A 24121-nucleotide genomic window follows, 5' to 3' on the forward strand; every position below is an offset into this window, starting at 1 on the left:
ATTGCAATGTGAAGTGAATTACACCTTGAGTATTTTTGTTAGTAGAGTTTTTTTATCTAAAGCTTGCTCTAAATTTGATTTCTGAATTATTGCAATAATAGGACGGCTTCTGAAAAGCCACCATTCTTTTTCTAAATGACCCTTTGTGGCTTTCTTTTGAGTTCGTGTCAGCCTATCGGGAATTTTTGCTATTTGTTGTTTAACTTGTTTTTTGCCGTGATTAGCTATGTAGTCAGCAAGGTGATAAATCGTCACCTTAATTCTTCCGCTATCTTTTGACCAAGGGATCGGAAAGTCATCGGCACTCCTTTTGTTGGCTTGCTCTCCAACACTCATTCCAATGATTTCAGAAATGTCTTGAGGGCTGAGAAGTACCTTGTCTCCAAATTTTCCTCGTAAATCATTGAGCACAATATCAAACAAAGAAACACACTAGAAACACACTATTTGAGTGATTTCCCCTGATTTGGACTGATTGCGAATGAGTAAAATTTGTCATTTATTTAAATAAAATCAATTACTTATATTTATTTTATTCAGGACCTATTTTTCAGCTAAAAATATATTTCACCCATTTGGAATGACCGGCCATAAAGACTCCCTGATAACTTTTATTGAATAATTGCTATATATTTAGCTAAGATTGTAATTTTAGGCAAATTAGCGCCTGATTAGCCAAAAAACTCAAAAATTAAGCAAAAAACTACTAAATAAAAACAGGAGACAGTCATGAGTGTGATTCAGTCAAAAGCCATCAAAATGATGCAAGTGGGTGGTCCAGAGGTTTTGCAGTGGGTTGATATCGAGGTTGCTGCCCCAGGCCCAGATGAAGTCAGGGTGGTGCATGAAGCCATTGGCCTGAATTTCATTGATGTTTATTTCCGCAAAGGCGTTTATCCACAACCATTGCCTGGTTGGCTTGGTATGGAAGCTTCAGGCGTGATTGAATCGGTTGGCTCCAATGTGAAACATGTCAAAGCGGGTGATCGCGTGGCTTACGCAGGTAAACCAGCTGGCGCCTATTCACAAGTGCGTGTGATGCCGGCTGAAATCGTGGTGAAGTTACCGGATGCCATTTCTTTTGAAATGGGCGCTGCCATGATGTTGCAGGGCTTAACGGTTAATTACTTGTTGACTGATAGCTACAAAGTGCAAGCAGGCGATACAGTGTTATTCCATGCAGCGGCTGGTGGTGTTGGCTTGATTGCGATGCAGTGGTTAAAGCTATTGGGTGCCACAGTGATTGGTACAGTGGGCTCAGAAGAAAAAGCAGCCTTAGCAAAATCATATGGTTGTGATCACACGATTCTGTATACGAAAGAAGATTTTGTGGCGCGCACCAAAGAGTTGACCAACGGCAAAGGCGTGAACGTTGTGTATGACTCGATTGGTAAAGATACCTTCATGCAATCTTTGGACTGCATTAAGCCACGCGGCATGATGGTGACCTATGGCAATGCCTCTGGTTCTGTGCCGCCGATTGATGTGGGTATTTTGGGTGTTAAAGGTTCACTGAAATTAACTCGTCCAACCGTGATGACTTATGCCCACGATCGAAGCTTGTTAGAGCCGATGTCTGCTGATTTATTTGACAAGGTGATGAGCGGCAAAATCAAAATTGAAATCAATCAACGCTATCAATTGCAAGATGCAGCTCAGGCTCATCGTGATTTGGAAGATCGTAAAACCACAGGATCCACGATCTTTTTACCTCGATAAAAATAACTTCATTCATCAACAAAGGTTTTAAATCAAATGAGCACGATTGCATTTATTGGATTAGGGAATATGGGACGTCCTATGGCTGGCTTTTTATTAAAAGCGGGTCATCAACTGCGTATTTACGCCAGACGTCCTGAGGTTTTTCAAAATGAAGCAAAACATTTGATTGAAGCCGGTGCTATTGCTTGTTCATCTCCTGCAGAAGCGGCCCAAGGTGCTGATTTCATCATCACGAATGTGATGGGCACCCAGGACGTGGCTGAAGTCTTGCATGCGGGTAGTGAGGCTGCTATTAAAACAGCGAAGCCTGGAGCCATTTGTATTGATCACAGCACGATTGATCCTCAGGGCGCCAAAGACATCGCTGCGGTTATGGCCAGTATAGGCGTGACTTATGTTGATGCGCCAGTGAGCGGTGGGGTTAAAGCGGCCACAGAGGGCACTTTGGTGATGATGATGGGTGGGTCTGATCAGGATGTGGCCAAAGTAAAAGAAATTGTGAAGAACTATGCCAAGACCATCACGCACATTGGTGGCGTGGGTCATGGCCAGGTGGCAAAGTTATGCAATCAGATTGCTCAAGTGATCAATATTCAGGGGGTTGCTGAATCTTTGCGTTTTGCTCAAGCCAATGGCGCTGACTTACAAAAAGTATTTGAGGCGATTTCTGGTGGCATGGCCGGTAGCCGAATGCTTGATTTGATGGGTCCTAAGATGGTGTCCAGAGACTTTAAAGCGGGCATTGAGGCAAGGCTTCATGCCAAGGATTTTTTCTTGGTAAAAGATGCTGCTACAAAAAGCCATTTAGACATGCCAGCCTTACAAACAGTGGCTGTGCAACTAGAAAAATTGATGGAGTCTGGGTGGGGCTACGATGACACTTCTTCACTTCTGAAGGTTCTTGAGGCATAATAGCGGTCTTGTTTGCAATTCATTGAAAATTGATGAGCAGCAACACACATGCCGCGGTGGTGAAATTGGTAGACACAGGAGACTCAAAATCTCCCGCCCAAAAGGTGTGACGGTTCGAGTCCGTCCCGCGGCACCAAACTTAAGTTACTTAAGTTGGCAATCTCAAAACACTCAAGCCACTCAAATCTTAATTACTCAAATAGTTTTTTGGCGTTAGCCATTGCCCATTCTTTTAAGTCGATATTTTCGGGCTTTGATAATTCGGCGTGCAATTGATCATGAAATTCAATTTCACCATCTTCACGGAATTTGAGAGGTAGTTCTTCGCCGTTATCAGGCAATTGGTCTGATACCCAACTGATCAAGTCGAGAAGACGCTCAGCTTTTGTATAAAAATCGTCCATCGCGTCCATTGATTTATATTTTATATAAATTGAAAGCCTAATACTAACATTCAGTTTGTTTATACAGGATGAGATTTTTTCTTTCAATTAGCTTCATGGGAGGGTTAGAATGAATAGCTATGAATCTCAATCAGAAAATTCGCCAATATTTGCTTTATCTAAAGCAATGTGACGAAGTAGATGCCAAATACAATTTGGATGCCACAGAGATCAAGCTCCTCAATGAAATTGCCACAGCTCTTTTAGCCGAGGACAGCTTAACCGTATCAGGAGCGCTGGCTTTAAAGAAAATTGCTTCTCCAGCGACTTTGCATGCTGCAATGAAGCGCTTGATTGTGAAAAATTTAATTGTGCAAGTTCCAGCGCAAGACTCGCGTACCAAATATCTTGATTTGAGCAAGTTGGGTTGGAAAAGATATTCTGAACTTTCTGCTATCTCGCCCACTGTTGCCAAGTAAGAAGTTCTTTCAAGCGATTTAATTTACACATATCCAATGCTTGCATACCGTCACGCCTTCCATGCTGGTAACCATGCTGATGTTTTAAAGCACTGCGTGCTCCAGCAAATTTTGCTCTACATGAATCAAAAAGATAAACCCTATTGGGTGATCGATACTCATGCTGGAGCTGGCATGTATTCACTTGAGTCAGAGTATGCGAACACCAAAGGCGAATATCACAATGGTGTGGCCCGCTTGCAAGGTCGTGATGATTTGCCGCCAGTATTGCAAGAGTATTTGGACTTGGTGAAGGCATGCAATAACAAAGGTGAGTGGACCTTGTATCCTGGTTCTCCTGAAATCATTCGTCGCACCATCAGAGCAGAAGACCGGATGCGTTTATTTGAGCTTCATCCAACCGATCATGATTTGCTTGCTGAACACTTTGATCGCGATCGCCAAGCAAAAATATTCAAGAGCGACGGCTTTGGAGCGCTCAAGGCTTTATTGCCGCCACCAACCAAGCGCGGTCTTATTTTTATGGATCCGCCCTATGAGATTAAAAGCGATTACGCCAAGGTGATCACTGCTCTTGAAGAGGGCTTAAGTCGCTTTGCTGAAGGGGTTTATGTGGTTTGGTATCCGATACTGACCAGAGGTGATCACATTCCACTGGTAGAGTCGATGAGAGCGCTTTCAGATAAAACCTTGAACGTTTCAATCACTGTTCAAGAGCCTGATGAAAGAGGCTTTGGCATGTTGGGCAGTGGTTTGTGTGTGATCAACCCACCATGGGTGTTAAAAGAAAAACTTCAAAACATCTTGCCTTATCTTGTGGATGCGTTGGCCCAATTCGATGGTGCTCATTACGAGCTTTCATAGCTTCGAGTTCGTAATCTTTTAGATTTGGTAATCAACGCTTTCACCCAACATGGCTTGATCCACTAATTTACGCGTCAAGCTTGGTGAAAATAATTCTATGAATGTGTAAACAAAAGAGCGCAGATAAGCATTTTGCTTGAGTGCAATTTTTGTCACATTGTTACCAAATAAATGTCCCGCCGGAATAACTCTTAAATTTTTATCGCGTTCTGCATCGTAGGCAACACCCGCCACAATACCAATGCCCATGCCTGTTTCAACATAGGTTTTGATTACATCGGCGTCAATTGCTTCTAACACCACGTCTGGTTTTAAATGTTTGCTATCAAATGCTTTATCTATTTTTGAGCGACCAGCGAATGCTTTGTCATAAGTAATGATGGGATATTCCACCAAGTCTTCAAGTGAGATGTTCTTTTTCGAGAGCAGAGGATGTTCGGATTGAACCGCGATCACGTGTTGCCATTGATAGCCTGGCAGTGTGAGCAAACCTTCAACATCTGAGACTCCCTCGGTAGCAATCGCGATGTCGGCTTGGTCATGTAGCAACATGTCTGCGATTTGCTGGGGGCTGCCCTGTTGGATGCTGACCCTGACTTTGGGGAAACGCTTGGTGAATTCTGTTAACACCTTGGGTAAGGCATACCTTGCTTGGGTATGGGTGGTAGCAATCACAAAGTTACCCTGGTCTTGAGCGGCAAAATCTTTGCCAACTCTCTTCAAACTCTCAACTTCTACTAGGATTCTTTCGATTGAAGTTAGTATTCGCTTACCTGGCTCAGTAAGGTTTCTAATCCTTTTACCATGGCGGCGGAAAATATCAACGCCTAATTCGTCCTCAAGCTCCAAAATCGCTTTGGATACGCCGGGTTGAGATGTGAACAAGGTTTTGGCCGCTTCGGTCAGGTTGAAGTTCTGACGGACAGCTTCTCTGACAAATTTGAATTGATGTAGATTCATGGCCGGATGCCCTTATATGTATTTAATCGTATATTAAATACATTCTATATGATTTTTAGAAATTAAGGGGTATGTGAGCTACTTCTTCTGCTGAAGGTGCTTTATTTGTACTTGTGGGACTTTTTAAACCTTAGAAATCCATCGAATGCCAGCAATCGCCAAGATGAAGTAAATCAGAGCGGGAATGACGGCGCTTAAGAATGGTGGCCAGGCTCCGAGTAAGCCAGCGTGTGAGAACAAACTATTAAACAACTGGAAGCTGATACCCAGCATGATGCCGCCGAAGACTTTATAGCCAATGCCACCAGAACGGGTTTGTAGGTAGGCAAAGGGTAGAGCCAATGCCAGCATCACCAAGATCGTGAATGGATAAATGACTTTTTTCCAAAAAGAAATGGCGTAACGTTGATAGTCTTGTTTGTTTTCTTGAAGATGATTGATGTAGCTGAACAAGTTAATGATGGATAGTCGATCAGGCTTGATCAACAAAGCACCCAATAATGCTGGACTGACTTCAGTTTCAATGTCTAAAGATTCAGCCCGCTTGATGGTGGTTGAGAAACTTGGATCCAAGCGATTGGATGAGTTGATTTCAGTGAAGCGTGTTTCGGTGACTTTATTTAAGCGCCAAACACCATTGCCAACGAATTGAACTGTTTCAGCAGTACGACTCAATAGGAGGCGATATTCGCCGTCAAACTCATACATTCGAAAGCCACGAATGATTTCGTTGGTTTCTAAAGAGCCCACATTAATGTAACGAATTCCTTTTTGAACTTGACCTCTGCCATCATCGCCTCTGAGCTTGTCTTTGATCCAAGCACCTGAACGAAACTCCAAAACTTCTTTGCCCTGATTAAGAGCGCTTAAGCGCACGTTCTTTGAAAAGCCTTCACTCATAGGGCCTAGAACTTCGCTCATTAACAAAATCAAGAAAGCAATTGGCACGGCAATCTTCATCAATGTCAGCAAGGCTTTTTGGGTATCAAGGCCTGCAATGCGCAAGATGGTGTATTCAGATTGTGCGGCCATATTGGCCATGACATAGATGCCAGCAATCAAGCCAGCAATCGGCATGATTTCAACCAGACGACTAGGCACTCTGAGCAGAACTGTGATGAATGCTAATAACACTGTGTAGGTGTTGGTGGTGTCACCCATCTCAGCAATGAAATCAAAAAATATGAACAATGAAATCAAAGCAAACAAAATAAAAACAAACGCCAAATAAATTTGTTTTGCTAAATAACGTTCGTAAACGAGTGGAAAGAGCTTATGCCACATATTTATTTCACCCCATTTTGTTTAGGGGAGCTTTTACTGAGAGTCCATTTTTTATAGCGACCAAGCAATGTGATCGATCTATTTTGGCGATAGATAATCAGAGTGAGGCCAATTAATGCAATCACCACATGAAGCAGCCACCATCCAATAGAGAATGAAAGCTTGCCTGTGCTGACCCATGCCTGCATTAATTTGAGCAAATTGGAATAAGTGAAATACAGCAAAACAGCCATGATCAGGGCTGTGTATCTGCCTCTGCGGGGGTCCATGTATGACAAGGGAATGGCGATGATGGCAAAAACAAATGCCATCAAAGGTAAGCCTATGCGCCAAAGGATTTCTCCAAGGTGTGTCTTATTGAGATCCTGAATCAATATCCACACAGGCAATGTTCTTGGACCATTGATGATAGGGTCCACCACTTTGTCTTGAAGCTTGACTGTGTATTTATCAAACTCAGTGATTCTGAAGTCGGTATTGCCGGGTGTTCCTTCGTAGCGTCTGCCAGTTGCCAGAATCAGTTGTTTTTCTCCAGCAGCAGTGTTTTGTATAAAGCCTTCTTTGGCCACGGCCACCAATTGACGCTCTTTGCCAAAGTCAGTGACGAACACATTGGTGATCACATCCGTTTCTGGGTTCATGCTTTCGATAAAAAACACACGATTGTTACCAGAGGATTCTCGGAATTGGCCAGGGGCTAACATTGAAATATCGTCGCGTTGCTGAAAGCGTTGTTTGATCGTCGCAGATTTTTCGCTGGCCCAAGGGGATGCAAAAATAGAAAGAACAGCAATGGCCACTGCAATGGGTGCAGTGAAATTTAAAATGGGGCGCAAAATCTTTAACAAGCTGATGCCTGCTGATTGCCAAATGACCATTTCAGAGTCTTTGTACCAGCGAGTCAAAACCATCAAAATAGCCACAAAAACTGATGCAGTTAATAAAATTGGCAGGTAATTGATCATTCCAAGGCCAATTAAAACCAGGGCATCCTTTGGGTTGGCGGTGCCACTTGCGGCATTACCTAAAACCCTGATCATTAAATTGGTTAATACAAGCGTGACCAAAACCATGAACACCACACCTGTGGTGAAATTGAGTTCTTGTCGAAGGGCTCTTTTAAAGATCATAAAAAGCGAAGCTGGGCGATAATGGTTGTTATTAGAAACTTGCCTTGAGCAAAGGTAAAGCAAAGGAAATCCACATGGAATGTAGCACGAAAGTATTTGGAGAGGGCGCTTTAGGAATAAAGGCTCAAATGTCTTCTGTCACTGCTTGCTTGGTATGGGCGTTTCCTGCCAACAGTATCAAGAATGCCAAAAAGTTATCGGGCGGCTTGGCGGCCCTGAATGCTGCTACTCATGGGGCGGTTGCAAGAGCCATTGAGAACAAAGATTTGGATACGACATCTGGCAGCACTCTTTTGCTCAATGCCACCGATGCATGGGCCAAATTGGGTCTTAAGGCTGATAGATTGTTGTTGATTTGTTGTGGTGAAGAGCCAAAGGTCAAGCCAAAGCAGGGCGCCAACAATTGTTCTAAATGGATTTCTGCTGGCCTAAAGTCTTTAATTGCCACCACCGCCAAGGATGCTGTTTGGGTGTTCGATGATTTTTCTGCCAAAGATGGTTTGACTCAAGTGCGTCTTTTGGTTCAATTGGCTCGTGAGCAAGTGTATAAATTTGGTGCACGCCATCCACAATTTAAAACCAAGCCTGCTGAAAAAGCTCCATCGCTTAAGAAGTTAGTCATTGCCAGTGGTGCAAAAAATAACAAAGCAGTGGCTGAAGCTGTTGCTGAAGGCCGTGCAATTGCCAACGGTATGGATCTGGCCAAAGACCTTGGTAACTTACCGCCTAATATTTGTAATCCAACATATCTTTCCACAAGTGCCAAAAAACTGGGCAAAGAGTTTGGCTTGAAGGTTGAGGTTTTGGGTCGCAAAGAAATTGAAGCTTTGAAGATGGGTGCTTTCTTAGCCGTGACTCAAGGTGCTGTGACTCCTCCTCAGTTCATTGAGATCCGCCATCAGGGTGGCCGCGCCACCGATGCGCCAGTGGTGTTGGTGGGCAAGGGCATCACTTTTGATACAGGTGGTATTTCATTGAAGCCTGGTGAAGGCATGGATGAGATGAAGTACGACATGTGTGGCGCTGCATCAGTGATTGGCACGATGCGTGCAGTCGCCGAACTCAAATTAAAAAAGAATGTGATTGGTGTTATTCCAACTTGCGAAAACATGCCTTCAGGTCAAGCCACTCGTCCTGGTGACATTGTCACCAGCATGTCTGGCCAAACGATTGAGATCTTGAATACCGATGCAGAAGGTCGTCTCATTTTGTGTGATGCATTGACCTATGTTGAGAGATTTAAACCTGCAGCAGTGATTGATATTGCCACTTTGACGGGTGCTTGTGTGATTGCATTGGGCGCAGTTCACTCAGGCTTGTTCTCAGATGATGATGCATTGGCTGAGAGTTTGTTGAGTGCTGGTCGCACATCGCAAGATACTGTTTGGAGAATGCCGCTGGACAGCGCCTACCAAGAACAACTCAAATCTAACTTTGCAGACATGGCCAACATTGGTGGGCGTCCTGCGGGCAGTGTAACGGCAGCTTGTTTCTTGGCCAGATACACTGAGAAATATTCTTGGGCGCATTTGGATATTGCTGGTACAGCCTGGAAGAGCGGTGCGGCCAAGGGTTCTACAGGTCGACCAGTGCCTTTGTTGGTGAACTATCTTTTGACAAAATAAGTCATGGCCAGAATCGATTTCCACAGTCAAGTTGACAACAAGCCTCTGTACAGTTGTCGCTTGATCAGAAAGATCATGTCAAGCAAGCATGAAGACTTACCCATGAGAAATATCGTGGTGGTGGGGTCTTCTACTTTTTTGAAAGAACTGGATCAACAACTTTGGTCTTTCAGCGCAACAGAATTTTTGCCACATGCCTGGGGTAAAGATGATGTTGCCAATGAAACACCGATTGTCTTTGTTGAGAGTTTTGAATCACCAGAGCTAGATCATTTACCTCATGGTGATGTCTTGATCCATGTGGGTCAAAATTTACCTGTTTCAGTAGAAGCGCTTGCGCAAAGATTTCCACGCATTGTTGAAATTGTTTCTACCGATGAAGCTGATCGTCAAGCTGGTCGTCAACGTTATAAAGCTTATCGCGATCAAGGTCATGAGCTGCATAACTTTGATCAAACAGGGCAATAACTAATTTGATGCCTATCAATCATTCAACACCTGACACTTTAAGAATATTCACATGGCATTGATGCACCCTCAGTTCGACCCGATTGCTATTAGCCTAGGGCCTGTTGCGGTCCATTGGTATGGTTTGATGTACTTATTGGCTTTTGCTCAATTTCTACTTTTAGGTAAGTTGCGCACCAAGCAAGCTCACTATCAGCACCTCAGTTACAAATACATTGAAGACCTTTTATTTGCAGGTGTGATTGGTGTGATTTTGGGTGGACGTTTGGGTTATGTGATTTTTTACATGCCTGCTCATTATTTAAGTCATCCATTGGATGCTCTCAAAGTTTGGGAAGGTGGCATGTCTTTTCATGGTGGCTTCTTGGGTGTGTTGGTTGCGATGCTTTGGGCCGCTAAAAGAAATAAGCAGACATTCTTTGAAGTCACAGATTTGATTGCTCCATTGATTCCGTTTGGACTTGCATTTGGTCGCTTGGGTAACTTTATCAATGGTGAATTGTGGGGAAGACCCACAGATGTCGCATGGGGCATGATTTTTCCGCAAGCTGGTGATATGTTGGCAAGGCACCCATCGCAGTTGTATCAATTCATGGGTGAAGGCATTATTTTGGGGGTTGTGCTTTGGTGGTACGCAAGCAAAGCCCGAGGAATTGGTCAGGTGTCTGGTTTATTCCTCTTAGGCTATGGCCTCTTTAGATTTTTAGCAGAGTTTGCGCGCGAACCTGATAGCTTCTTAGGACTCTTGAGCCTGGGGCTGTCGATGGGTCAATGGTTATCTCTGCCAATGATTGCTTTTGGTATTTATTTGCTCAGTCGCAAGACTCAATAAACTCAAGGGTTGACCCTTCTAACCCTAGGTAATTTCCCTTGATGAGGGTATTTACCAATGTATTCAATAATGTATACAAAATATATTGAGTACATGACCTTAAAAGTAGTTAAAACAGCCCTCTATGTCGAAGTCACCGAGCAATTGCGCTCGATGATCGCTGGTGGTGTTTTATCTCCCGGCACTTGGATCGATGAGCAAAAATTAGCAGAGCAATTAGGGGTCTCTAGAACTCCTTTCAGAGAGGCGATCAGAATTCTGGCGTCCGAAGGTTTGCTAAGAATAGAGCCGCGCCGCGGCTGCTATGTCACCGAATTAACTGAAAAAGATTTAGATGAAATCTTTCCTTTGATGGCAATGCTTGAAGGACGATGTGCGTTTGAAGCATCTTCAAAAGCCAGTGATCAAGAATTGAACGCCTTGGAGTTGCTTCATAAAAAACTCAAGGCGTATGCCAAAGATAAAGACATTGATCGCTACTACGCCACCAATCGAGAAATCCATGTGGCCATTCAGCATTTAGCGGGTAATGAGTGGTTGACGCAAATGGTTCATGATTTGAGAAAAATTTTGAACCTATCTCGTCATCGCAGCTTGCATCATCGCGGCAGAATTGAAGAGTCTTGTAAAGAGCACATGGCAGTGTTTGAGGCTCTGAAAGCAAGAGATGGCAAGAAGGCTGAGATCTTGATGAAAGATCATATCCAAAATCAACGTGAAGCATTAAGACAGCTCAAGTCAGAGCAGAGGTTGACAGCATGATTTTGGATAAGATGCTCAAAGCCAGGCACATGAGCAAAACCCTCAGTGCCACAAAGAAGTTGTTATCTGAGCGCGGAGAATCAAACGCTGCGAGCATGGCCAGTGATTTGATTGAAAACTTCAAAACGCTGGATGACGAACAAAAATCAGAATATTTTCTACATTTATCAGAAAAATTAAATCCAAGCCCCGCTGATGTGTTGAGCGCTGCTGAGTTGTACTCAAAGGACCCTAGCGCTGATAATTTTGTTTGGTTGATGAAAGTTTCTGAGTCACCAAGACAAGAACTGTTGCGCCGCTTGAATCGTGCCCCAGGCGGCACCCATATGATCATCGATATGCGTCATCAGGTGCTCAAGTTATTGCCGAAGAAGCCAGAGTTAAAAGCAGTTGATGCGGACATGCAGCATTTGTTGAATTCTTGGTTTAATCCAGGGTTCTTGAAAATGCACCAGGTGGATTGGAAGTCACCAGCGCATATTCTTGAAAAGATCATTCAGCATGAAGCTGTACATGAGATTGATGGCTGGGATGATTTGCGTCGTCGCTTGCAGCCGGATCGTCGTTGTTTTTCTTTCTTCCATCCTCAATTGCCAGATGAGCCATTGATCTTTGTGGAGGTGGCGCTGCTACCGGATATTCCAGAGTCGATTGCGCCATTGGTGGATAAGAAATCTTCAGCATTGGAGAGCAATCAATATAAGTGCGCTATTTTTTATTCGATCAGTAACTGTCAGCCGGGTTTGCGTGGGGTTTCGATGGGGAACTTTTTGATCAAGCGGGTGGCCGAGAGTTTGAAGAAAGAGTTTCCGTCGCTAAAGACTTTTTGCACTTTATCGCCAATTCCGGGCTTGATGGAGTGGTTGGGTTCGCATGCGGACTTACCCCTAGATCATTTGAAGCCTGCGGTTCTTGAAAAGTACCAAGAAGCCATAAAAGTCTTTAATTTAAAAGAGAAATCTTGGCATGATCGCTTGCAAAATGGGTGGCATCCAGATCTTTCATCTTTGAAGGAAAAAGAGGCCTTGATGGCTTTGTGCGCGATTTACTTGCTATATTACTCACCTCGAAGAGGCGGTAATTCTGTGGCCAAGTTCCATCTGGGAAATGGCGCAAAATTGCACCGCATCAATTGGTCCGGTGACTTATCTAAAAAAGGGATCAAGCAGTCTGCAGGTTTGATGGTGAATTACCTTTACGACCTTGATAAGGTAGAAGATAACCATGAACGTTTTGTGAATGGTGAAGTGATTTATTCAAGAGCAGTTTCGCAGTTGGTATGAGTTTTAGTTTGATTTAATCAGTAGTGATATTAGTAGCAACAGTTTTAAAGTTTTAGATAGTTTAATTAGAGTACGAGGAGACAAAAATGAAAAAATCAGTAAATGTAGTTGGTCGATTGACCTCAGTAGTGGGTGCAGTAGCAGCAGTTGCTGCAGTGGGCTTATCGATGGGCTCAACAGCTGTGATGGCTGATCCTAATTGGCCTAATAAGCCAGTCACGATCGTCGTGCCATTCCCAGCGGGTGGTGGTACTGATGCCTTCGCGCGTCCTTTGACAACCATGATGAACAAAATGACAGGCAAACAGTTCATTTTGGATTACAGAGCTGGTGCGGGTGGTACTTTGGGTGCTGCTATTGCTTCAAAGGCAGCTCCAGATGGCTACACATTCTTCATGGGTGCGGTTCACCACGCGATTGCACCATCTATGTACCCAAAACTAGACTACGATATTGAAAAGAGCTTTGTGCCTGTAGCTTTGGTAGCTGCTCCTCCACAAATCATCGTGGCTAGCCCAAAATTGCCAGTAAATGATTTAAAGGGTTTGATTGATTACGCTAAAAAGAATCCTGGTAAGTTGAACTTTAGTAGTGCTGGTAACGGTACATCACACCATTTGGCTGGTGAGCAGTTCAAGGATATGAGCAAGACATTTATCACTCACATTCCTTACCGTGGCGCAGGCCCAGCTTTGGTTGATTTGATGGCTGGTCAAGTAGACATCATGTTTGATGGTCTAGGTTCATCTGCTCAGCACATCAGAAGTGGCAAGATCAAAGCGATTGCAGTTGCTTCAAGCAAACGTAATCCAGCTTTCCCAAATATTCCAACTGCAACAGAAGCAGGTTTGCCTGGTTATGAAGTCAGTAGCTGGTACGCTTTGTGGGCACCAAAAGGTACTCCACAGCCTATCATCGACAAGATGACTGCAGAAGTAACAAAAGCCATGAGCACACCTGAGCTAAAAACAATTTGGCTAAATAACGGTTCAGAAGTTCCTACTTTGACTGGTGATGCATTCGGCAAGTTTGTTAATGCTGAAATCAAGCGTTGGAATCAAGTTGTGAAAGCCTCTGGCGCCAAGATGTAATTAGCATTTAACAATTTAAGTTGAGATTCAGATGAATTTATATGAGTTACTAGAATCCGGCTTTCCAAAAGATAAACCATCATGCGCGATTGAAACGCATGATGGTTTGTTTTATAGCTGGGATGATTTAGAAAAGGCCACATCAAAAATGGCCAACCTTTTGGCAAGTTTGCGCTTACCTCAAGGATCCCGAGTTGCAGTTCAGGTTGAGAAGTCACCTGAAGCACTCTTTTTATATTTGGCAACGCTCAAGGCAGGTTTGGTGTATTTGCCATTGAATACAGCTTATCAAGCTGCAGAGATTGAGTACTTTATTGGCAATGCTGAACCAGCGGTGATGGTCTGCAGCCCTAAGAATTTCTCATGGGTGTCTAAAGTTGCCTTCAAGGCAGGAACCAAGCATGTCTTCACCTTGGGTGAAGACCGCACGGGCACACTCTTGGATCGCGCAGCGACACAATCTGATAAGTTCAAAACGGTCAAGCGTGATGATGACGATTTGGCGGCCATTCTTTACACCTCAGGCACAACCGGTAGAAGCAAGGGTGCGATGTTGACTCATGGCAACTTGGGAAGTAATGCCGCAGTGCTGAAGAAGTTCTGGGCTTGGAAAAAAGGCGATGTTTTATTACATGCTTTGCCTATTTTCCACGTGCATGGATTGTTTGTTGCTTCCCATGGAGCTTTGCTCAATGGTAGCAAAATGATTTGGTTACCACGTTTGGATACCAAAGAGTTGATCAAGCATATGCCAAGATCAACCGTGATGATGGGTGTACCAACGTTTTACGTGCGCCTATTGTTAGATAAAGAATTCACCAAGCAAACGGTTAAAAACATGCGCTTGTTTGTTTCTGGTTCTGCTCCATTGTTGACTGAGACCTTCAATCTTTTCAAAGAAAGAACGGGTCACACGATTCTTGAGCGTTATGGCATGAGTGAAACAGTGATGTTGGTTTCTAATCCATATGAGGGTGCTCGTGTGGGTGGCTCAGTGGGCTTACCTTTGCCTAAGACTCAAGTTCGTATCACCAACGACGCTGGCAAGCTTTGTGGCGTGAATCAAATCGGTAGCGTTGAAGTCAAGGGCCCGAACGTATTCAAAGGTTACTGGCGCATGCCTGAGAAGACCAAAGAAGAGTTCACCAAAGACGGCTGGTTCAAAACAGGCGATGTTGGACGTTGGGGCGGTGAGACCAGCGCTGGCAAGGTTCCTGATAACTACCTCTGCATCGTTGGTAGAAGCAAAGACTTGATCATTTCTGGCGGTTATAACGTGTATCCAAAAGAGATTGAGAGTTTTATTGATGACATGGCTGGGGTTGATGAGAGTGCTGTGATTGGCGTGCCTCATCCTGACTTTGGTGAGGCTGTGGTGGCGGTGGTGGTTGCTAAGCCGGGTGCCAAGCTCAATTCAGATGCAATGATTGCTGATCTCAAAGGCAAGATTGCAAACTTTAAGGTGCCAAAGAAAGTCATCATTGTTTCTGAGTTACCTAGAAACGCGATGGGTAAAGTGCAGAAAAATATTCTGCGCCAAACTTATGCTTAAGCTTTAGATCTTTGATAAAGCGGTAAGAGTAGCAAATGCAAGGCCTTCTTAAGAAGGCCTTGTTCTTTTATAAAAACCTTTTTAGTAGAGACCCAAAGTGATCAGGCCTTTGTTGAGCATATAGGCTGATAGCGCGAACAGCACCAAGGCAAATACTTTTTTCAGTTGTGCCACATTGAGTTGGTGAGCCACTTTTGCGCCAAGAGGTGCTGTCACCACGCTCGCCAATGCAATACAAATAAGGGCTGGTACATAGATGTAACCAATGGAGCCGCTAGGAAGGTTCGGATTGCCATAGCCACTGATGATGTAGGCGATCGCACTGGCCAATGCAATTGGAAATCCCAGGGCAGCAGAAGTGGCAACCGCGTTGTGCATAGCGACGTTGCACCAGGTCATGAAGGGAACTGATATGAACCCGCCACCAGCACCAACCAAGCTGGATAAAAATCCAATGAAACTGCCAGCACCAAACATGCCAAGTTTGCCTGGTATGGTGCGACTTGGTTTAGGTTTTTTATTCGCCAACATTTGGTAGCCCGAGAAGCCAACAAATAAAGCAAAGATCAAAGAGAGCCAAGATGTTTTGAGTAGGGCAAATAATTTTCCGCCACCTAAAAGAGCGCCAATCAAGATGCCAGGCACTAAAAGAATCACGATGTCCCAACGCACTGCACCACGCTTATGATGTGCTCTCACGGAAGATAGGGAGGTGAAGATGATGGTGGCCATGGATGTGGCAATGGCTATGTGAACCACCACTTCAAGTGGAAAGCCATAGAGGGTGAATAAGAAGGTCAAGAAGGGCACCATGATCATGCCTCCACCAATCCCCAACAAACCTGCTGCAAAGCCTGTGAAACCGCCAAGAACTGCTAGTGCACCGATTTGAACAAGGGTCATTGATTACTCTTTATTTGAATTTATAAAATTGTTGATTGAGATAAGCCACTAAATCTGCTTCATCTTCCGGGAATAGGTCCAAGCGCAATTCTGTATTACACATGTTCACCATGAACTTAAGGCGTGCCGGATCTTTTACTTTGCGATCTGCTCGGGTGTAAATGATGTCGCCATTACCTAGACCAGATTTTTCAGCATGGCATTGGTAGCATTTGGCTTGATGAAGGGTTTTGCCATTATTGATATCTGCAGAAAATGCTGGTGATGCAATGGCTGTCAAAGCAACTGTCAAACTTACTGTGATGATGGATTTTTTAAGCATTGCAATCTCCAATTAAGTACAAATTAGATTCCCCACCTTGGCCGCTAGGCCGTCATCCTGAACCCAGTAGGTTCAAGGTGGCATGGCAATAATGTTTCGGGTGCATCAAGTCTTTCAGGGAGAGTATGACCCGAAGGCTGACTCTGTGAGTAACGAGACGCTCGCGCCCACACTATATGGCCCACGCCTGATGCTTGCGCATCGGTTCAAGGAACTATTGGCCTTGGCGCACCAGGTAGGGAAAGCATTTTCAGCGCAGAATCAACGGATGCTTCAATTTGATCAACCTTGCTTTGGATGGCATCGATTTGATCAAGGCTGGCACCAGGGTTTTCTGTGTTGCTGAGATTCATTTTTGCCGCTTGAAGGTCGCCCGCTAATTTGATAGCAGTCATGATGGCGGCACGTTCAATACTGCGATTACCAGCTGATAAAGCTGCTTCTAGTTGTTCGTCAACAATCGCGGCAGCAGCTCTTAAGCTGGTTTCATGTTCTGGCGTTGTGGAAAACGCAAACTTTTGACCTGCCAATGTAAGTTCAATGCGGTGTTGGCTCATTGCATATCCTTAGGGTGGACAGAAAGTAAGTCTAATTGGCCGGTATCCGCTTGGCTTGGTAGTTTTTCCAAGATTTGCTGAATACGTGCCTGAGCATCTTCAATCTTGGTCTCAAGGGCCAAGCGTTCTTTATGCGATTGCTCCACAGCTTCTAGTAAAGCCTTGGTTTTACCCTCTAGGCGCTCTAGACTGTCTTGCAAACGGCTATATGAATTGTTTGTAAGTTCTGACATAGGCATATTGTATATACTACTCTCGTTCTTAGGTGCTCTTGGAAGATAACAATCTACCAAAGTTAAACGGGAAACAGGGGTCTTATTAGTCTAAGGCTAAAGGATAACCTGTGCTGCCCCCGCAACGGTAAGTGAACGCACGCAAGTGCCGGCTCAATCGATATACCACTGGCTTAGGCTGGGAAGGTCATTGAGTTAGTTTCATGAGCCCGGATACCGGCCTGGAATGGTTAATTGAGTTACGGGGACGTTACTCGGTTATGAAGGTTCCGTGCTTGCGGGGGAACAAGCCAGCGACCATTGTTTTTTGAAAGTTCATCCTATGTTTACAAAACCAACCAAGGTTGCGCTCGCCTGCGCAGGCATTTTTGCAACCATCTCAACGGCGCAAGCTCAAACCAGCTCGGAATTTAATCCAGTAGTTGTGTCGGCAAGTAGAACCGAACAATCTTTATCAGATGTTTTGCCCTCTGTGTCAGTAATATCTAGAACCGACATTGATAAATCGCAGGCAACTAATCTAGCTGATTTATTGCAGGGTGAGGCAGGTTTTGAGTTTGGTAGAAATGGTGGCCCAGGTTCTATCACTTCTTTTTTCTTAAGAGGTCAAGATAGTAAGAACGTCGTTGTGATTGTTGATGGCGTTCGTTTAAAAGATGAGGTTACCGGTACTTCTCAAGTAGAAAACATCTCCTTGAGCCAGATAGAGCGCATTGAGTTACTTCGTGGTAATGCTTCAGCACTTTATGGGCAAGGTGCAGTAGGTGGCGTCATTCAAATCTTTACTAAAGCAGGTAAAGGCGACCCAAAAGCATACTCGTCAGTTTCTTATGGCTCCAGGAATACTTCCGATGTAGCGGTTGGTTATGGTGGACAGGTTAATGATTACAAATTTAACCTTGGAGTGTCTAGGCAAGAAACATCTGGATATTCAGCAATTAACTCTTCTCATTATCCTAATGCTAATTCTGATAAAGATGGTTATTTGAATAACTCCATGAGTGGCACTTTGTCAAAAAGTTTGGGAGCGGGGAATGAGATTGGCGTTAGATTAAACGCTACCTATGCCAAGCTTGATTACGATGATGCTTACGGAAGTAGAGCTGATCTTCACACTCAAACAAGTGCAAATTATTTAACAGGGCTTTATCTCAAAAATCAAATCAATGATCGATGGATATCTCAGCTTGATATAAATGCATCTCAAGTCGAAATAAAGGCGCATACAAATGGCGGTTTGAACACCAACAATGATACTCGTCAGAATCAGGTGCGTTGGTTCAATACCTATCAATATTCAGAAACTCAGTCATTCAATTTTGGTGCGGAGGATGTTAGGGCAAATAGTGTTGCAGTCAGCAGTTGGGCGAATAGCGATGCCTCTAGAAATGCGCGCGCCATTTTTGCTGGACACCAAGGTAAGTATGATCGCCTAACTTCGCAGTTGAATATTCGATATGACAATATAACCACGGGACAGGAAGCGACGACAGGTTTATTGGGTTTGGGATATCAACTGACTCAAAGTCTTAAAGCAGTTAGTAGTATTTCTAGCGGCTTCAATACTCCAACACTCTATGAGCAAACAGATACTCCAGCGTTGGTAAGTGAGAAGTATAAAAGTAGAGAAGTTGGATTTGTGCAAGCTAATCCACGTGGTTTGACGAGACTGGTTTACTTTAATACCTCAACGACAAATGCAATTTCATATACAGGGACTGGCTCTTGCAGCTCAGAATGTTATGAAAACATAGGTAAAGTTGAAAATAGGGGTTTTGAATTATCTTCAAAATTATCTTTAAGTGGATACATCTTAAAATTAAGTGCTGTTACTCAAGATCCTTGGGATATTTCAAATAATCGTCAGTTGGAACGTAGAGCTAAGCAATATGGTTCGGTCGATGTTAGTAGAGCAATTGGTTCTTATGACCTGGGTGCAAAGCTATATGGTTCCGCAGAGCGTACGGATCGAACAGGAGGTAGTGGAACTTTAGCCGGCTATTCAACTTGGTCTTTTTACGCTAGCAAAAAAATTGATAAAGAGTGGACGGCAAGACTTAAATTAGATAATGCATTTGACCGTGATTATCAATTAGCTTATGGATATAACACCCCTGGTCGCGGAGTCTTTGCTACATTGCAATATCAACCAAAGTAATTAAATGACCTCATCCAAAACCACTCTTTTTGTTTTGCTCGTGATTGCATCACTGGCGGCGATGGCTTTGGCTTTATCTATTGGCAGTGTCTCTAATGCAGACGCTGCCATCATTTACCAATTGCGCTTACCCAGAGTGTTGGCTGCATTTGCTGTGGGTGGTTTGTTGGCAATGTCTGGCAGTCTTTTGCAAGTCTTGACTCGCAATCCGTTGGCTGAGCCATCTGTTTTGGGTGTGTCTGGTGGGGCATCGGTGGGTGCTTTGGCTGTCTTGATGATGGGTGGTGCTGGAACTATTTGGGTTGCTGGTGGTGCTTGGATGGGGGCGATCGTTGTGATGCTCCTATTGTGGTTGCTGGTTGGTGGTTACTCCGCTCATCCATCGCGAATGTTGTTGGCCGGTGTCATGATTGCCACCGCCTGCGGTGCTATCAGCACTCTCATGATCACCTTCGCTTCGAATGTGGCCATGCCTGGCATGATTCATTGGCTAATGGGTGATTTGGACTCGGTCATCAGCCTTGAAGCTGTGGGCGCCATATTAGGTGTTTGGATATCTGTGTTGATTGTGGTGTGGAAGCTTTCTCCAAAAATCCATTTGCTTCAATTGGGCACTGATAAAGCTTTGACCTTGGGTGTTGATGTCTCTTATGTTCAATGGATGATGGTTTTGCTGTCTGCTTTATCAGCTGCTGCAGCTGTGTCGATCGCAGGATCAATCGGATTTGTTGGATTGTTGGTTCCTCATCTTCTGCGAGCATGCATCATTAAAAAACACGGCCCTGATCAAAAGTTCTTATTGCCTGCCTCTGCATTATTGGGCGGTACTTTTTTAGTTTTGGCTGATATGTTTGCCAGAACCATCATTGCTCCGTCTCAGTTACCAGTAGGCATCATCACCGCACTGATCGGGGTGCCTAGTTTCTTGTGGATCTTGTCTCGTTTTAGGCATTGGAATACATGATGACTACTCATTCTGTTGAAAATGTCAACATCGTTTTAGAAACAAAACATTTGGATGTTGAGGTTCCATGGCGACGCTTGGTCAAAGATTTAAATTGGCAAGTGAAGAAGGGTGAGCGCTGGTGTTTGATCGGTCGCAATGGCGCTGGCAAATCAACATTACTGAGAATCATTGCAGGCGTTCAAGCCAATACTTCTGTGGGTCAAATCAATTGGTTGGGACAGGCCTTACTCAGTTATAAGCCAGAAGAGCTTGCAAAGATTCGGGCTTATGCAGAACAGTTTCCGGTGAGTGGCGTGGGTCTAAGAGCCATCGATATGGTCTTGGCAGCCCAATGGCCATGGCATCTTGATGTTGCAGAAGAGATTGATCAAGCCCAAGCTGCTTTGCGTGCCTGTGATGTTGCTCACCTAGAAAACGCCCAGTGGCAAACCTTATCAGGGGGTGAGCGTCAAAGAGTTTCTTTGGCAGCATGTTTTGCGCAAAATACCCAAGCCATTCTGTTGGATGAGCCAACCTCTCATTTAGACATTGGTCATCAAGTAAGTCTATTAAAAACACTGACTGAAAGAAGTCAGTCATGTCATCAAACCATCATCGCAAGCTTGCATGAGATTGGTTTGATCCATCGAGGCTTCACTCATGCACTCTTGCTCATGAATGATGGCTCTTATTTGGCTGGGTCTTTATCTGAAGTGATTAATCCGATTAATTTGGAAAAATCATTGGGTCACCCGATTGCAACTGCGCAGACAGTTGAGGGTCAAGTCGTTTACGTCCCAGCTTGATAACTTAATAAATAACTTAGCGAATAACTTAGCGAAGTCGATTGATTTCAGCGCAGATCTTTTGGGCGCCTTGCATGATTCGAGGTGATGGCCTACTGATGATGTCGCCATCTAGATCAACAAATGCTTTGTTTTTCGTCGCAGCAAGCTGTGAGAAAGAAGTCCACATCGACCAATCGCTGCTCATTTTTTGATTGTCTACTGCGGTAAAAATAATTTCTGGGTTGGCTTTGATGACAGCTTCTCTGCTGACCGTTGGGACCAAAACTTTTTCATTCGCAAATAATTGCTCGCCACCACATAGTTGAATGATGTCACTGATGATGTGATCTTTGTTGAGTGTCATCAAGGGTTGTGCCCAGACTTGATAAAACACCCTGACTTTTCTTTGACTGATATTTGTTTGTTTGTTTTCAGTATTTTTGAGTTCTGTTATTTTGAGTCTAAGAACATCAGCATTCTTTTTGGCAATCAGGTCAGTGCCCAAGGCTTTGCCAATGGTTTCAATATCAGTAGCAATATCCAATAGCTTTTTAGGTTCCACAGCAATGAATTGCACATCTTTATTGAATGTCTTTTTGATTGATTGAATCTGAGATTCAGACATTCCACCTCGCCAGTAAATGATCAAGTCTGGGCGAAGTGATTTCATTTTTTCAAGATCAATTGATCTTGCATCGCTGGTGATGGGTAATTGTTTGACTGAAGTTGGATGGTTGCTGTAAGCGCTCACGCCCACGAGGCGCTCAGATCCTCCGGCCGAATCCACAAGCTCACTCAAATGAGGTGCTAGGGTGATGATGCGTTGTGGCTTGGGTTGTGAGCCTTCTTGTTTAGCAAAGCTGTCATGACTGCTAAAACTTATTGAGATGCCAAACAGTAGTTGAGAGGCGATCAATGCTATTGAAAAGCCTTGTGAGCGCATCTTGATCAGATTTCTAGGTTATCGATGAGGCGAGTTTTACCTAATTTGGCCGCTGCCAAAACAACCAATGGCTGATTGCTAGAAAGGTCAGCATCATTGGCGCTTAACAAGTCATTTCGTTTGCGCACAGAGATGTAATCAGGAACCCATCCTCTTTTGCTTAACTTAGCGCAAGCGTCTTGTTCGATTTTCAAGATGTCTGCAGCTGTTAATTTGCCTTGCAATACTTTTTCTTGGATTTCTTTGAGCGTTTGAATCAATTGCACAGCTTCTTGGCGCTCTTCTGTTGATAAGTAACCGTTTCTGGAAGAAAGGGCTAAGCCATCGTCTGCGCGCACTGTTTCTGCTGGAACAATGTCCACTGGCAGAGCTAATTGGCGACACATTTGACGAATCACCATCAACTGTTGATAGTCTTTCTTACCAAACACTGCCACCTTCGGTTGAACGCAAGAGAATAGTTTTAAAACAACTGTGCACACGCCTTGGAAAAAGCCTGGGCGGAATTCTCCTTCAAGTATCTTGCCTAGATTCTCAGGAGGTTCAACGCGATACTCTTGAGGCTCTGGGTACAAATCTTTTTCGGTGGGTGCGAACAGTACGTACACACCTTCTTTTTCTAGCTTCTCAACGTCTGCTTCAAAGGTGCGAGGGTATTTATCAAAATCTTCATTTGGCCCAAATTGCAGACGATTCACAAAAATACTGGCAATCACTGGATCGCCGTGCTGTCTGGCTAAGCGCATTAATGAAAGATGACCTTCATGAAGATTGCCCATGGTTGGAACAAACACTGCTCGGTTTTGGCCGCGCAATTGATCACGCAAATCTTGAATGTCGCTGATGATCTTCATGGAAAAATTTCTTTAGGGGGTGATGTTAGTTAGGCGAATATGCCAAACGCACATAAATAGGGGCGTACGGTTCAGCTTGAGTGATTTCAATCAAAGACTCCCTGGAGAGCTCTAGCATCGCAATAAAGTTAACCACTACCATTGGCGCACCTTGACCAGTAGCAATCGCATCTTCAAAGAGTTCAGTGAATTCAATGAAGCGCTCACCTTGCAAGCGTCGCAAAATGCGTGTCATGAAGTCACGCACAGACAATTGCTCACGGGTGATGGTGTGATGTTGATTGAGCTTGGCTCGATACAGAACATCTCTCCAAGCGGCTTGGATGTCATTTGGATTGATATCAGGCCAAGTAACCGCCACCGTGGTGTCAACGTGACCGTTGGCTTTGTAGAAGTCGCGACCGAGCACTGGCATCTTGTCGAGTTCTTGAGCGGCCAGTTTCATGCGCTCGTATTCAAGCAAGCGTCGAACCAATTCTGCGCGAGGATCTTCTACCTCTTCATCGCTATCAGCTTTTTTCATTGGCAAGAGCATGCGTGACTTGATTTCAATCAGCATCGCGGCCATTAAAAGATATTCAGCTGCTAACTCTAGGTTGGTGTGACGAATTTGTTCAATATAGCCAAGGTACTGCTTGGTTACCTCAGCCATTGGAATATCTAGAACGTTGAAGTTCTGTTTGCGGATCAAATAGAGCAAAAGATCCAGAGGACCTTCAAAAGCCTCTAGAAAAATCTCTAAGGCATCAGGTGGAATGTATAAATCAGAGGGAAGCTGAAATAAAGGCTCCCCATAGAGTCTCGCAAAAGACTCTGACATGCCATCAGTGACATCAGGGATGGCGGTAATTAAATCACTCATTGATAGACGTACGCTTTTTGCTTCACGCGAGCTGCTTTTTGGCGCTCTTGCTCTTCTGGACTGATTGGAGCTTTATCCCATAAAAGGGCGCGTCCCTCTTGCTGAGCCTGCTCTAGCTGAGGGTTTTGAGCTTTTAACTCTTCCAAAAAATGAGTGATATTTGATTTGTATTGGGCCATAGTTTGTCAATTGTAGCGATTTAACAGAT

General features: G+C 44.2%; 27 protein-coding genes, 1 tRNA gene and 1 riboswitch. Of the genes, 15 read left to right on the forward strand and 13 right to left on the reverse strand.

Translation table 11 applies throughout. The features are described from left to right. Positions 1-18: 18 nt before the first annotated feature. Positions 19-423 (reverse strand): hypothetical protein, encoded by a 405-nt coding sequence (locus GQ367_RS02030; protein WP_215291052.1) that lies wholly within the window; start codon positions 421-423, stop codon positions 19-21. A gap of 306 nt (positions 424-729) precedes the next feature. Here GQ367_RS02030 and GQ367_RS02035 point away from each other — a divergent pair, with 306 nt between their 5' ends. The 3 genes from GQ367_RS02035 (at position 730) to GQ367_RS02045 (ending at position 2770) form a co-directional block, all read left to right on the forward strand. Next, positions 730-1719, forward strand: coding sequence for a quinone oxidoreductase (locus tag GQ367_RS02035; protein ID WP_215291053.1), 990 nt, complete (start codon positions 730-732; stop codon positions 1717-1719). A 36-nt stretch (positions 1720-1755) separates the two neighbouring features. After that, positions 1756-2634, forward strand: coding sequence for an NAD(P)-dependent oxidoreductase (locus GQ367_RS02040; protein ID WP_215291055.1), 879 nt, complete (start codon positions 1756-1758; stop codon positions 2632-2634). Positions 2635-2684: 50 nt separating this feature from the next. Beyond that, a tRNA-Leu gene (locus tag GQ367_RS02045) sits at positions 2685-2770 on the forward strand. Positions 2771-2825: 55 nt separating this feature from the next. Here the strand turns inward: GQ367_RS02045 and GQ367_RS02050 are convergent. Further along, entirely contained in the window at positions 2826-3047 is a 222-nt protein-coding gene (locus GQ367_RS02050) for a hypothetical protein (protein WP_215291057.1), read from the reverse strand. Positions 3048-3157: 110 nt separating this feature from the next. Between GQ367_RS02050 and GQ367_RS02055 the strand changes: the two genes are divergently transcribed. Then, positions 3158-3496 carry a hypothetical protein gene (locus GQ367_RS02055; RefSeq protein ID WP_215291059.1) on the forward strand — a complete coding sequence of 113 codons (339 nt, stop codon included), beginning with the start codon at positions 3158-3160 and terminating at the stop codon, positions 3494-3496. A 36-nt stretch (positions 3497-3532) separates the two neighbouring features. Then, entirely contained in the window at positions 3533-4360 is an 828-nt protein-coding gene (locus tag GQ367_RS02060) for a 23S rRNA (adenine(2030)-N(6))-methyltransferase RlmJ (protein WP_215291060.1), read from the forward strand. An 18-nt stretch (positions 4361-4378) separates the two neighbouring features. Here the strand turns inward: GQ367_RS02060 and GQ367_RS02065 are convergent, their stop codons facing one another. The 3 genes from GQ367_RS02065 to lptF all read right to left on the reverse strand — a co-directional run bounded on the left by GQ367_RS02065 (position 4379) and on the right by lptF (position 7734). Beyond that, entirely contained in the window at positions 4379-5320 is a 942-nt protein-coding gene (locus tag GQ367_RS02065) for a CysB family HTH-type transcriptional regulator (protein ID WP_215291062.1), read from the reverse strand. 123 nt (positions 5321-5443) lie between these two features. Continuing rightward, positions 5444-6604 (reverse strand): LPS export ABC transporter permease LptG, encoded by a 1161-nt coding sequence (gene lptG, locus GQ367_RS02070; protein ID WP_215291064.1) that lies wholly within the window; start codon positions 6602-6604, stop codon positions 5444-5446. Between the two features lie 2 nt (positions 6605-6606). Beyond that, positions 6607-7734, reverse strand: a complete 1128-nt coding sequence (gene lptF / locus GQ367_RS02075; RefSeq protein WP_215291066.1) for an LPS export ABC transporter permease LptF — start codon at positions 7732-7734, stop codon at positions 6607-6609. 74 nt (positions 7735-7808) lie between these two features. Between lptF and GQ367_RS02080 the strand changes: the two genes are divergently transcribed. From GQ367_RS02080 to GQ367_RS02110, 7 genes are all read left to right on the forward strand, one after another. Then, entirely contained in the window at positions 7809-9359 is a 1551-nt protein-coding gene (locus GQ367_RS02080; protein ID WP_371818544.1) for a leucyl aminopeptidase, read from the forward strand. Between the two features lie 3 nt (positions 9360-9362). Beyond that, complete coding sequence (locus GQ367_RS02085) at positions 9363-9827, forward strand: DNA polymerase III subunit chi (protein WP_215291067.1); 465 nt, start codon at positions 9363-9365, stop codon at positions 9825-9827. 52 nt (positions 9828-9879) lie between these two features. Then, positions 9880-10659 (forward strand): prolipoprotein diacylglyceryl transferase, encoded by a 780-nt coding sequence (gene lgt, locus GQ367_RS02090; protein WP_215291069.1) that lies wholly within the window; start codon positions 9880-9882, stop codon positions 10657-10659. A 69-nt stretch (positions 10660-10728) separates the two neighbouring features. Continuing rightward, a complete protein-coding gene (locus GQ367_RS02095) occupies positions 10729-11421 on the forward strand; it encodes a GntR family transcriptional regulator (protein ID WP_215291071.1) in 693 nt (230 codons plus the stop codon). After that, entirely contained in the window at positions 11418-12704 is a 1287-nt protein-coding gene (locus GQ367_RS02100; RefSeq protein ID WP_251370186.1) for a malonyl-CoA decarboxylase, read from the forward strand. The genes GQ367_RS02095 and GQ367_RS02100 overlap by 4 nt, the downstream gene beginning before the upstream one ends. Before the next feature lie 86 nt (positions 12705-12790). Next, positions 12791-13795 carry a tripartite tricarboxylate transporter substrate binding protein gene (locus GQ367_RS02105; RefSeq protein ID WP_215291073.1) on the forward strand — a complete coding sequence of 335 codons (1005 nt, stop codon included), beginning with the start codon at positions 12791-12793 and terminating at the stop codon, positions 13793-13795. Between the two features lie 31 nt (positions 13796-13826). Beyond that, positions 13827-15347, forward strand: a complete 1521-nt coding sequence (locus GQ367_RS02110) for a malonyl-CoA synthase (RefSeq protein WP_371818545.1) — start codon at positions 13827-13829, stop codon at positions 15345-15347. 81 nt (positions 15348-15428) lie between these two features. Here the strand turns inward: GQ367_RS02110 and GQ367_RS02115 are convergent, their stop codons facing one another. The 4 genes from GQ367_RS02115 to GQ367_RS02130 all read right to left on the reverse strand — a co-directional run bounded on the left by GQ367_RS02115 (position 15429) and on the right by GQ367_RS02130 (position 17362). Beyond that, complete coding sequence (locus tag GQ367_RS02115; RefSeq protein WP_215291075.1) at positions 15429-16250, reverse strand: sulfite exporter TauE/SafE family protein; 822 nt, start codon at positions 16248-16250, stop codon at positions 15429-15431. 10 nt (positions 16251-16260) lie between these two features. Next, entirely contained in the window at positions 16261-16572 is a 312-nt protein-coding gene (locus GQ367_RS02120) for a hypothetical protein (protein ID WP_251370187.1), read from the reverse strand. A 206-nt stretch (positions 16573-16778) separates the two neighbouring features. After that, positions 16779-17129 (reverse strand): cell division protein ZapA, encoded by a 351-nt coding sequence (locus tag GQ367_RS02125; protein WP_215291077.1) that lies wholly within the window; start codon positions 17127-17129, stop codon positions 16779-16781. Beyond that, the gene (locus GQ367_RS02130; RefSeq protein WP_251370188.1) at positions 17126-17362 is read right to left on the reverse strand and encodes a hypothetical protein; all 237 of its coding nucleotides are present in this window, start codon (positions 17360-17362) and stop codon (positions 17126-17128) included. Before GQ367_RS02130 ends, GQ367_RS02125 begins: the two co-directional genes overlap by 4 nt. A gap of 13 nt (positions 17363-17375) precedes the next feature. Next, positions 17376-17602: riboswitch (cobalamin riboswitch) on the forward strand. Positions 17603-17684: 82 nt separating this feature from the next. Here GQ367_RS02130 and GQ367_RS02135 point away from each other — a divergent pair. From GQ367_RS02135 to GQ367_RS02145, 3 genes are read left to right on the forward strand one after another with little or no spacing between them, the layout of a single operon-like run. Continuing rightward, on the forward strand, positions 17685-19520 hold the full coding sequence (locus tag GQ367_RS02135; RefSeq protein ID WP_215291080.1) for a TonB-dependent receptor domain-containing protein: 1836 nt from the start codon (positions 17685-17687) through the stop codon (positions 19518-19520). A 4-nt stretch (positions 19521-19524) separates the two neighbouring features. Next, positions 19525-20484 (forward strand): iron ABC transporter permease, encoded by a 960-nt coding sequence (locus GQ367_RS02140; protein ID WP_215291082.1) that lies wholly within the window; start codon positions 19525-19527, stop codon positions 20482-20484. Continuing rightward, positions 20484-21272, forward strand: coding sequence for an ABC transporter ATP-binding protein (locus tag GQ367_RS02145; protein ID WP_215291084.1), 789 nt, complete (start codon positions 20484-20486; stop codon positions 21270-21272). The genes GQ367_RS02140 and GQ367_RS02145 overlap by 1 nt, the downstream gene beginning before the upstream one ends. A gap of 28 nt (positions 21273-21300) precedes the next feature. On the opposite strand, the gene GQ367_RS02150 is transcribed toward GQ367_RS02145, so the two are convergent. The 4 genes from GQ367_RS02150 to GQ367_RS02165 are packed head-to-tail and all read right to left on the reverse strand — an operon-like array spanning position 21301 to position 24092. Further along, positions 21301-22197 carry a cobalamin-binding protein gene (locus GQ367_RS02150; RefSeq protein ID WP_215291086.1) on the reverse strand — a complete coding sequence of 299 codons (897 nt, stop codon included), beginning with the start codon at positions 22195-22197 and terminating at the stop codon, positions 21301-21303. A gap of 5 nt (positions 22198-22202) precedes the next feature. Continuing rightward, positions 22203-23051, reverse strand: a complete 849-nt coding sequence (gene panC / locus GQ367_RS02155; RefSeq protein WP_215291087.1) for a pantoate--beta-alanine ligase — start codon at positions 23049-23051, stop codon at positions 22203-22205. Between the two features lie 25 nt (positions 23052-23076). Continuing rightward, positions 23077-23913 carry a ScpA family protein gene (locus tag GQ367_RS02160; protein ID WP_215291089.1) on the reverse strand — a complete coding sequence of 279 codons (837 nt, stop codon included), beginning with the start codon at positions 23911-23913 and terminating at the stop codon, positions 23077-23079. Beyond that, positions 23910-24092, reverse strand: a complete 183-nt coding sequence (locus GQ367_RS02165) for a DUF3460 family protein (RefSeq protein WP_215291091.1) — start codon at positions 24090-24092, stop codon at positions 23910-23912. The genes GQ367_RS02160 and GQ367_RS02165 overlap by 4 nt, the downstream gene beginning before the upstream one ends. Positions 24093-24121: the final 29 nt, after the last annotated feature.

Origin of the sequence: Polynucleobacter sp. MWH-CaK5, from assembly GCF_018687615.1 — a bacterium.
Lineage (GTDB): Bacteria > Pseudomonadota > Gammaproteobacteria > Burkholderiales > Burkholderiaceae > Polynucleobacter.

Bases quoted from the DNA above. Each gene is read 5' to 3' on its own strand.
- GQ367_RS02095 (WP_215291071.1), top strand. From the start codon at position 10,729: ATGTATACAAAATATATTGAGTACATGACCTTAAAAGTAGTTAAAACA.
- GQ367_RS02055 (WP_215291059.1), top strand. From the start codon at position 3,158: ATGAATCTCAATCAGAAAATTCGCCAATATTTGCTTTATCTAAAGCAA.
- GQ367_RS02115 (WP_215291075.1), bottom strand. From the start codon at position 16,250: ATGACCCTTGTTCAAATCGGTGCACTAGCAGTTCTTGGCGGTTTCACA.
- GQ367_RS02120 (WP_251370187.1), bottom strand. From the start codon at position 16,572: ATGCTTAAAAAATCCATCATCACAGTAAGTTTGACAGTTGCTTTGACA.
- GQ367_RS02165 (WP_215291091.1), bottom strand. From the start codon at position 24,092: ATGGCCCAATACAAATCAAATATCACTCATTTTTTGGAAGAGTTAAAA.
- lptG (WP_215291064.1), bottom strand. From the start codon at position 6,604: ATGTGGCATAAGCTCTTTCCACTCGTTTACGAACGTTATTTAGCAAAA.
- GQ367_RS02060 (WP_215291060.1), top strand. From the start codon at position 3,533: ATGCTTGCATACCGTCACGCCTTCCATGCTGGTAACCATGCTGATGTT.
- GQ367_RS02135 (WP_215291080.1), top strand. From the start codon at position 17,685: ATGTTTACAAAACCAACCAAGGTTGCGCTCGCCTGCGCAGGCATTTTT.
- lptF (WP_215291066.1), bottom strand. From the start codon at position 7,734: ATGATCTTTAAAAGAGCCCTTCGACAAGAACTCAATTTCACCACAGGT.
- GQ367_RS02150 (WP_215291086.1), bottom strand. From the start codon at position 22,197: ATGCGCTCACAAGGCTTTTCAATAGCATTGATCGCCTCTCAACTACTG.
- GQ367_RS02160 (WP_215291089.1), bottom strand. From the start codon at position 23,913: ATGAGTGATTTAATTACCGCCATCCCTGATGTCACTGATGGCATGTCA.
- GQ367_RS02100 (WP_251370186.1), top strand. From the start codon at position 11,418: ATGATTTTGGATAAGATGCTCAAAGCCAGGCACATGAGCAAAACCCTC.
- GQ367_RS02125 (WP_215291077.1), bottom strand. From the start codon at position 17,129: ATGAGCCAACACCGCATTGAACTTACATTGGCAGGTCAAAAGTTTGCG.
- GQ367_RS02050 (WP_215291057.1), bottom strand. From the start codon at position 3,047: ATGGACGCGATGGACGATTTTTATACAAAAGCTGAGCGTCTTCTCGAC.
- GQ367_RS02140 (WP_215291082.1), top strand. From the start codon at position 19,525: ATGACCTCATCCAAAACCACTCTTTTTGTTTTGCTCGTGATTGCATCA.
- GQ367_RS02040 (WP_215291055.1), top strand. From the start codon at position 1,756: ATGAGCACGATTGCATTTATTGGATTAGGGAATATGGGACGTCCTATG.
- panC (WP_215291087.1), bottom strand. From the start codon at position 23,051: ATGAAGATCATCAGCGACATTCAAGATTTGCGTGATCAATTGCGCGGC.
- GQ367_RS02080 (WP_371818544.1), top strand. From the start codon at position 7,809: ATGGAATGTAGCACGAAAGTATTTGGAGAGGGCGCTTTAGGAATAAAG.
- GQ367_RS02130 (WP_251370188.1), bottom strand. From the start codon at position 17,362: ATGTCAGAACTTACAAACAATTCATATAGCCGTTTGCAAGACAGTCTA.
- GQ367_RS02110 (WP_371818545.1), top strand. From the start codon at position 13,827: ATGAATTTATATGAGTTACTAGAATCCGGCTTTCCAAAAGATAAACCA.
- GQ367_RS02145 (WP_215291084.1), top strand. From the start codon at position 20,484: ATGACTACTCATTCTGTTGAAAATGTCAACATCGTTTTAGAAACAAAA.
- lgt (WP_215291069.1), top strand. From the start codon at position 9,880: ATGGCATTGATGCACCCTCAGTTCGACCCGATTGCTATTAGCCTAGGG.
- GQ367_RS02085 (WP_215291067.1), top strand. From the start codon at position 9,363: ATGGCCAGAATCGATTTCCACAGTCAAGTTGACAACAAGCCTCTGTAC.
- GQ367_RS02035 (WP_215291053.1), top strand. From the start codon at position 730: ATGAGTGTGATTCAGTCAAAAGCCATCAAAATGATGCAAGTGGGTGGT.
- GQ367_RS02065 (WP_215291062.1), bottom strand. From the start codon at position 5,320: ATGAATCTACATCAATTCAAATTTGTCAGAGAAGCTGTCCGTCAGAAC.
- GQ367_RS02105 (WP_215291073.1), top strand. From the start codon at position 12,791: ATGAAAAAATCAGTAAATGTAGTTGGTCGATTGACCTCAGTAGTGGGT.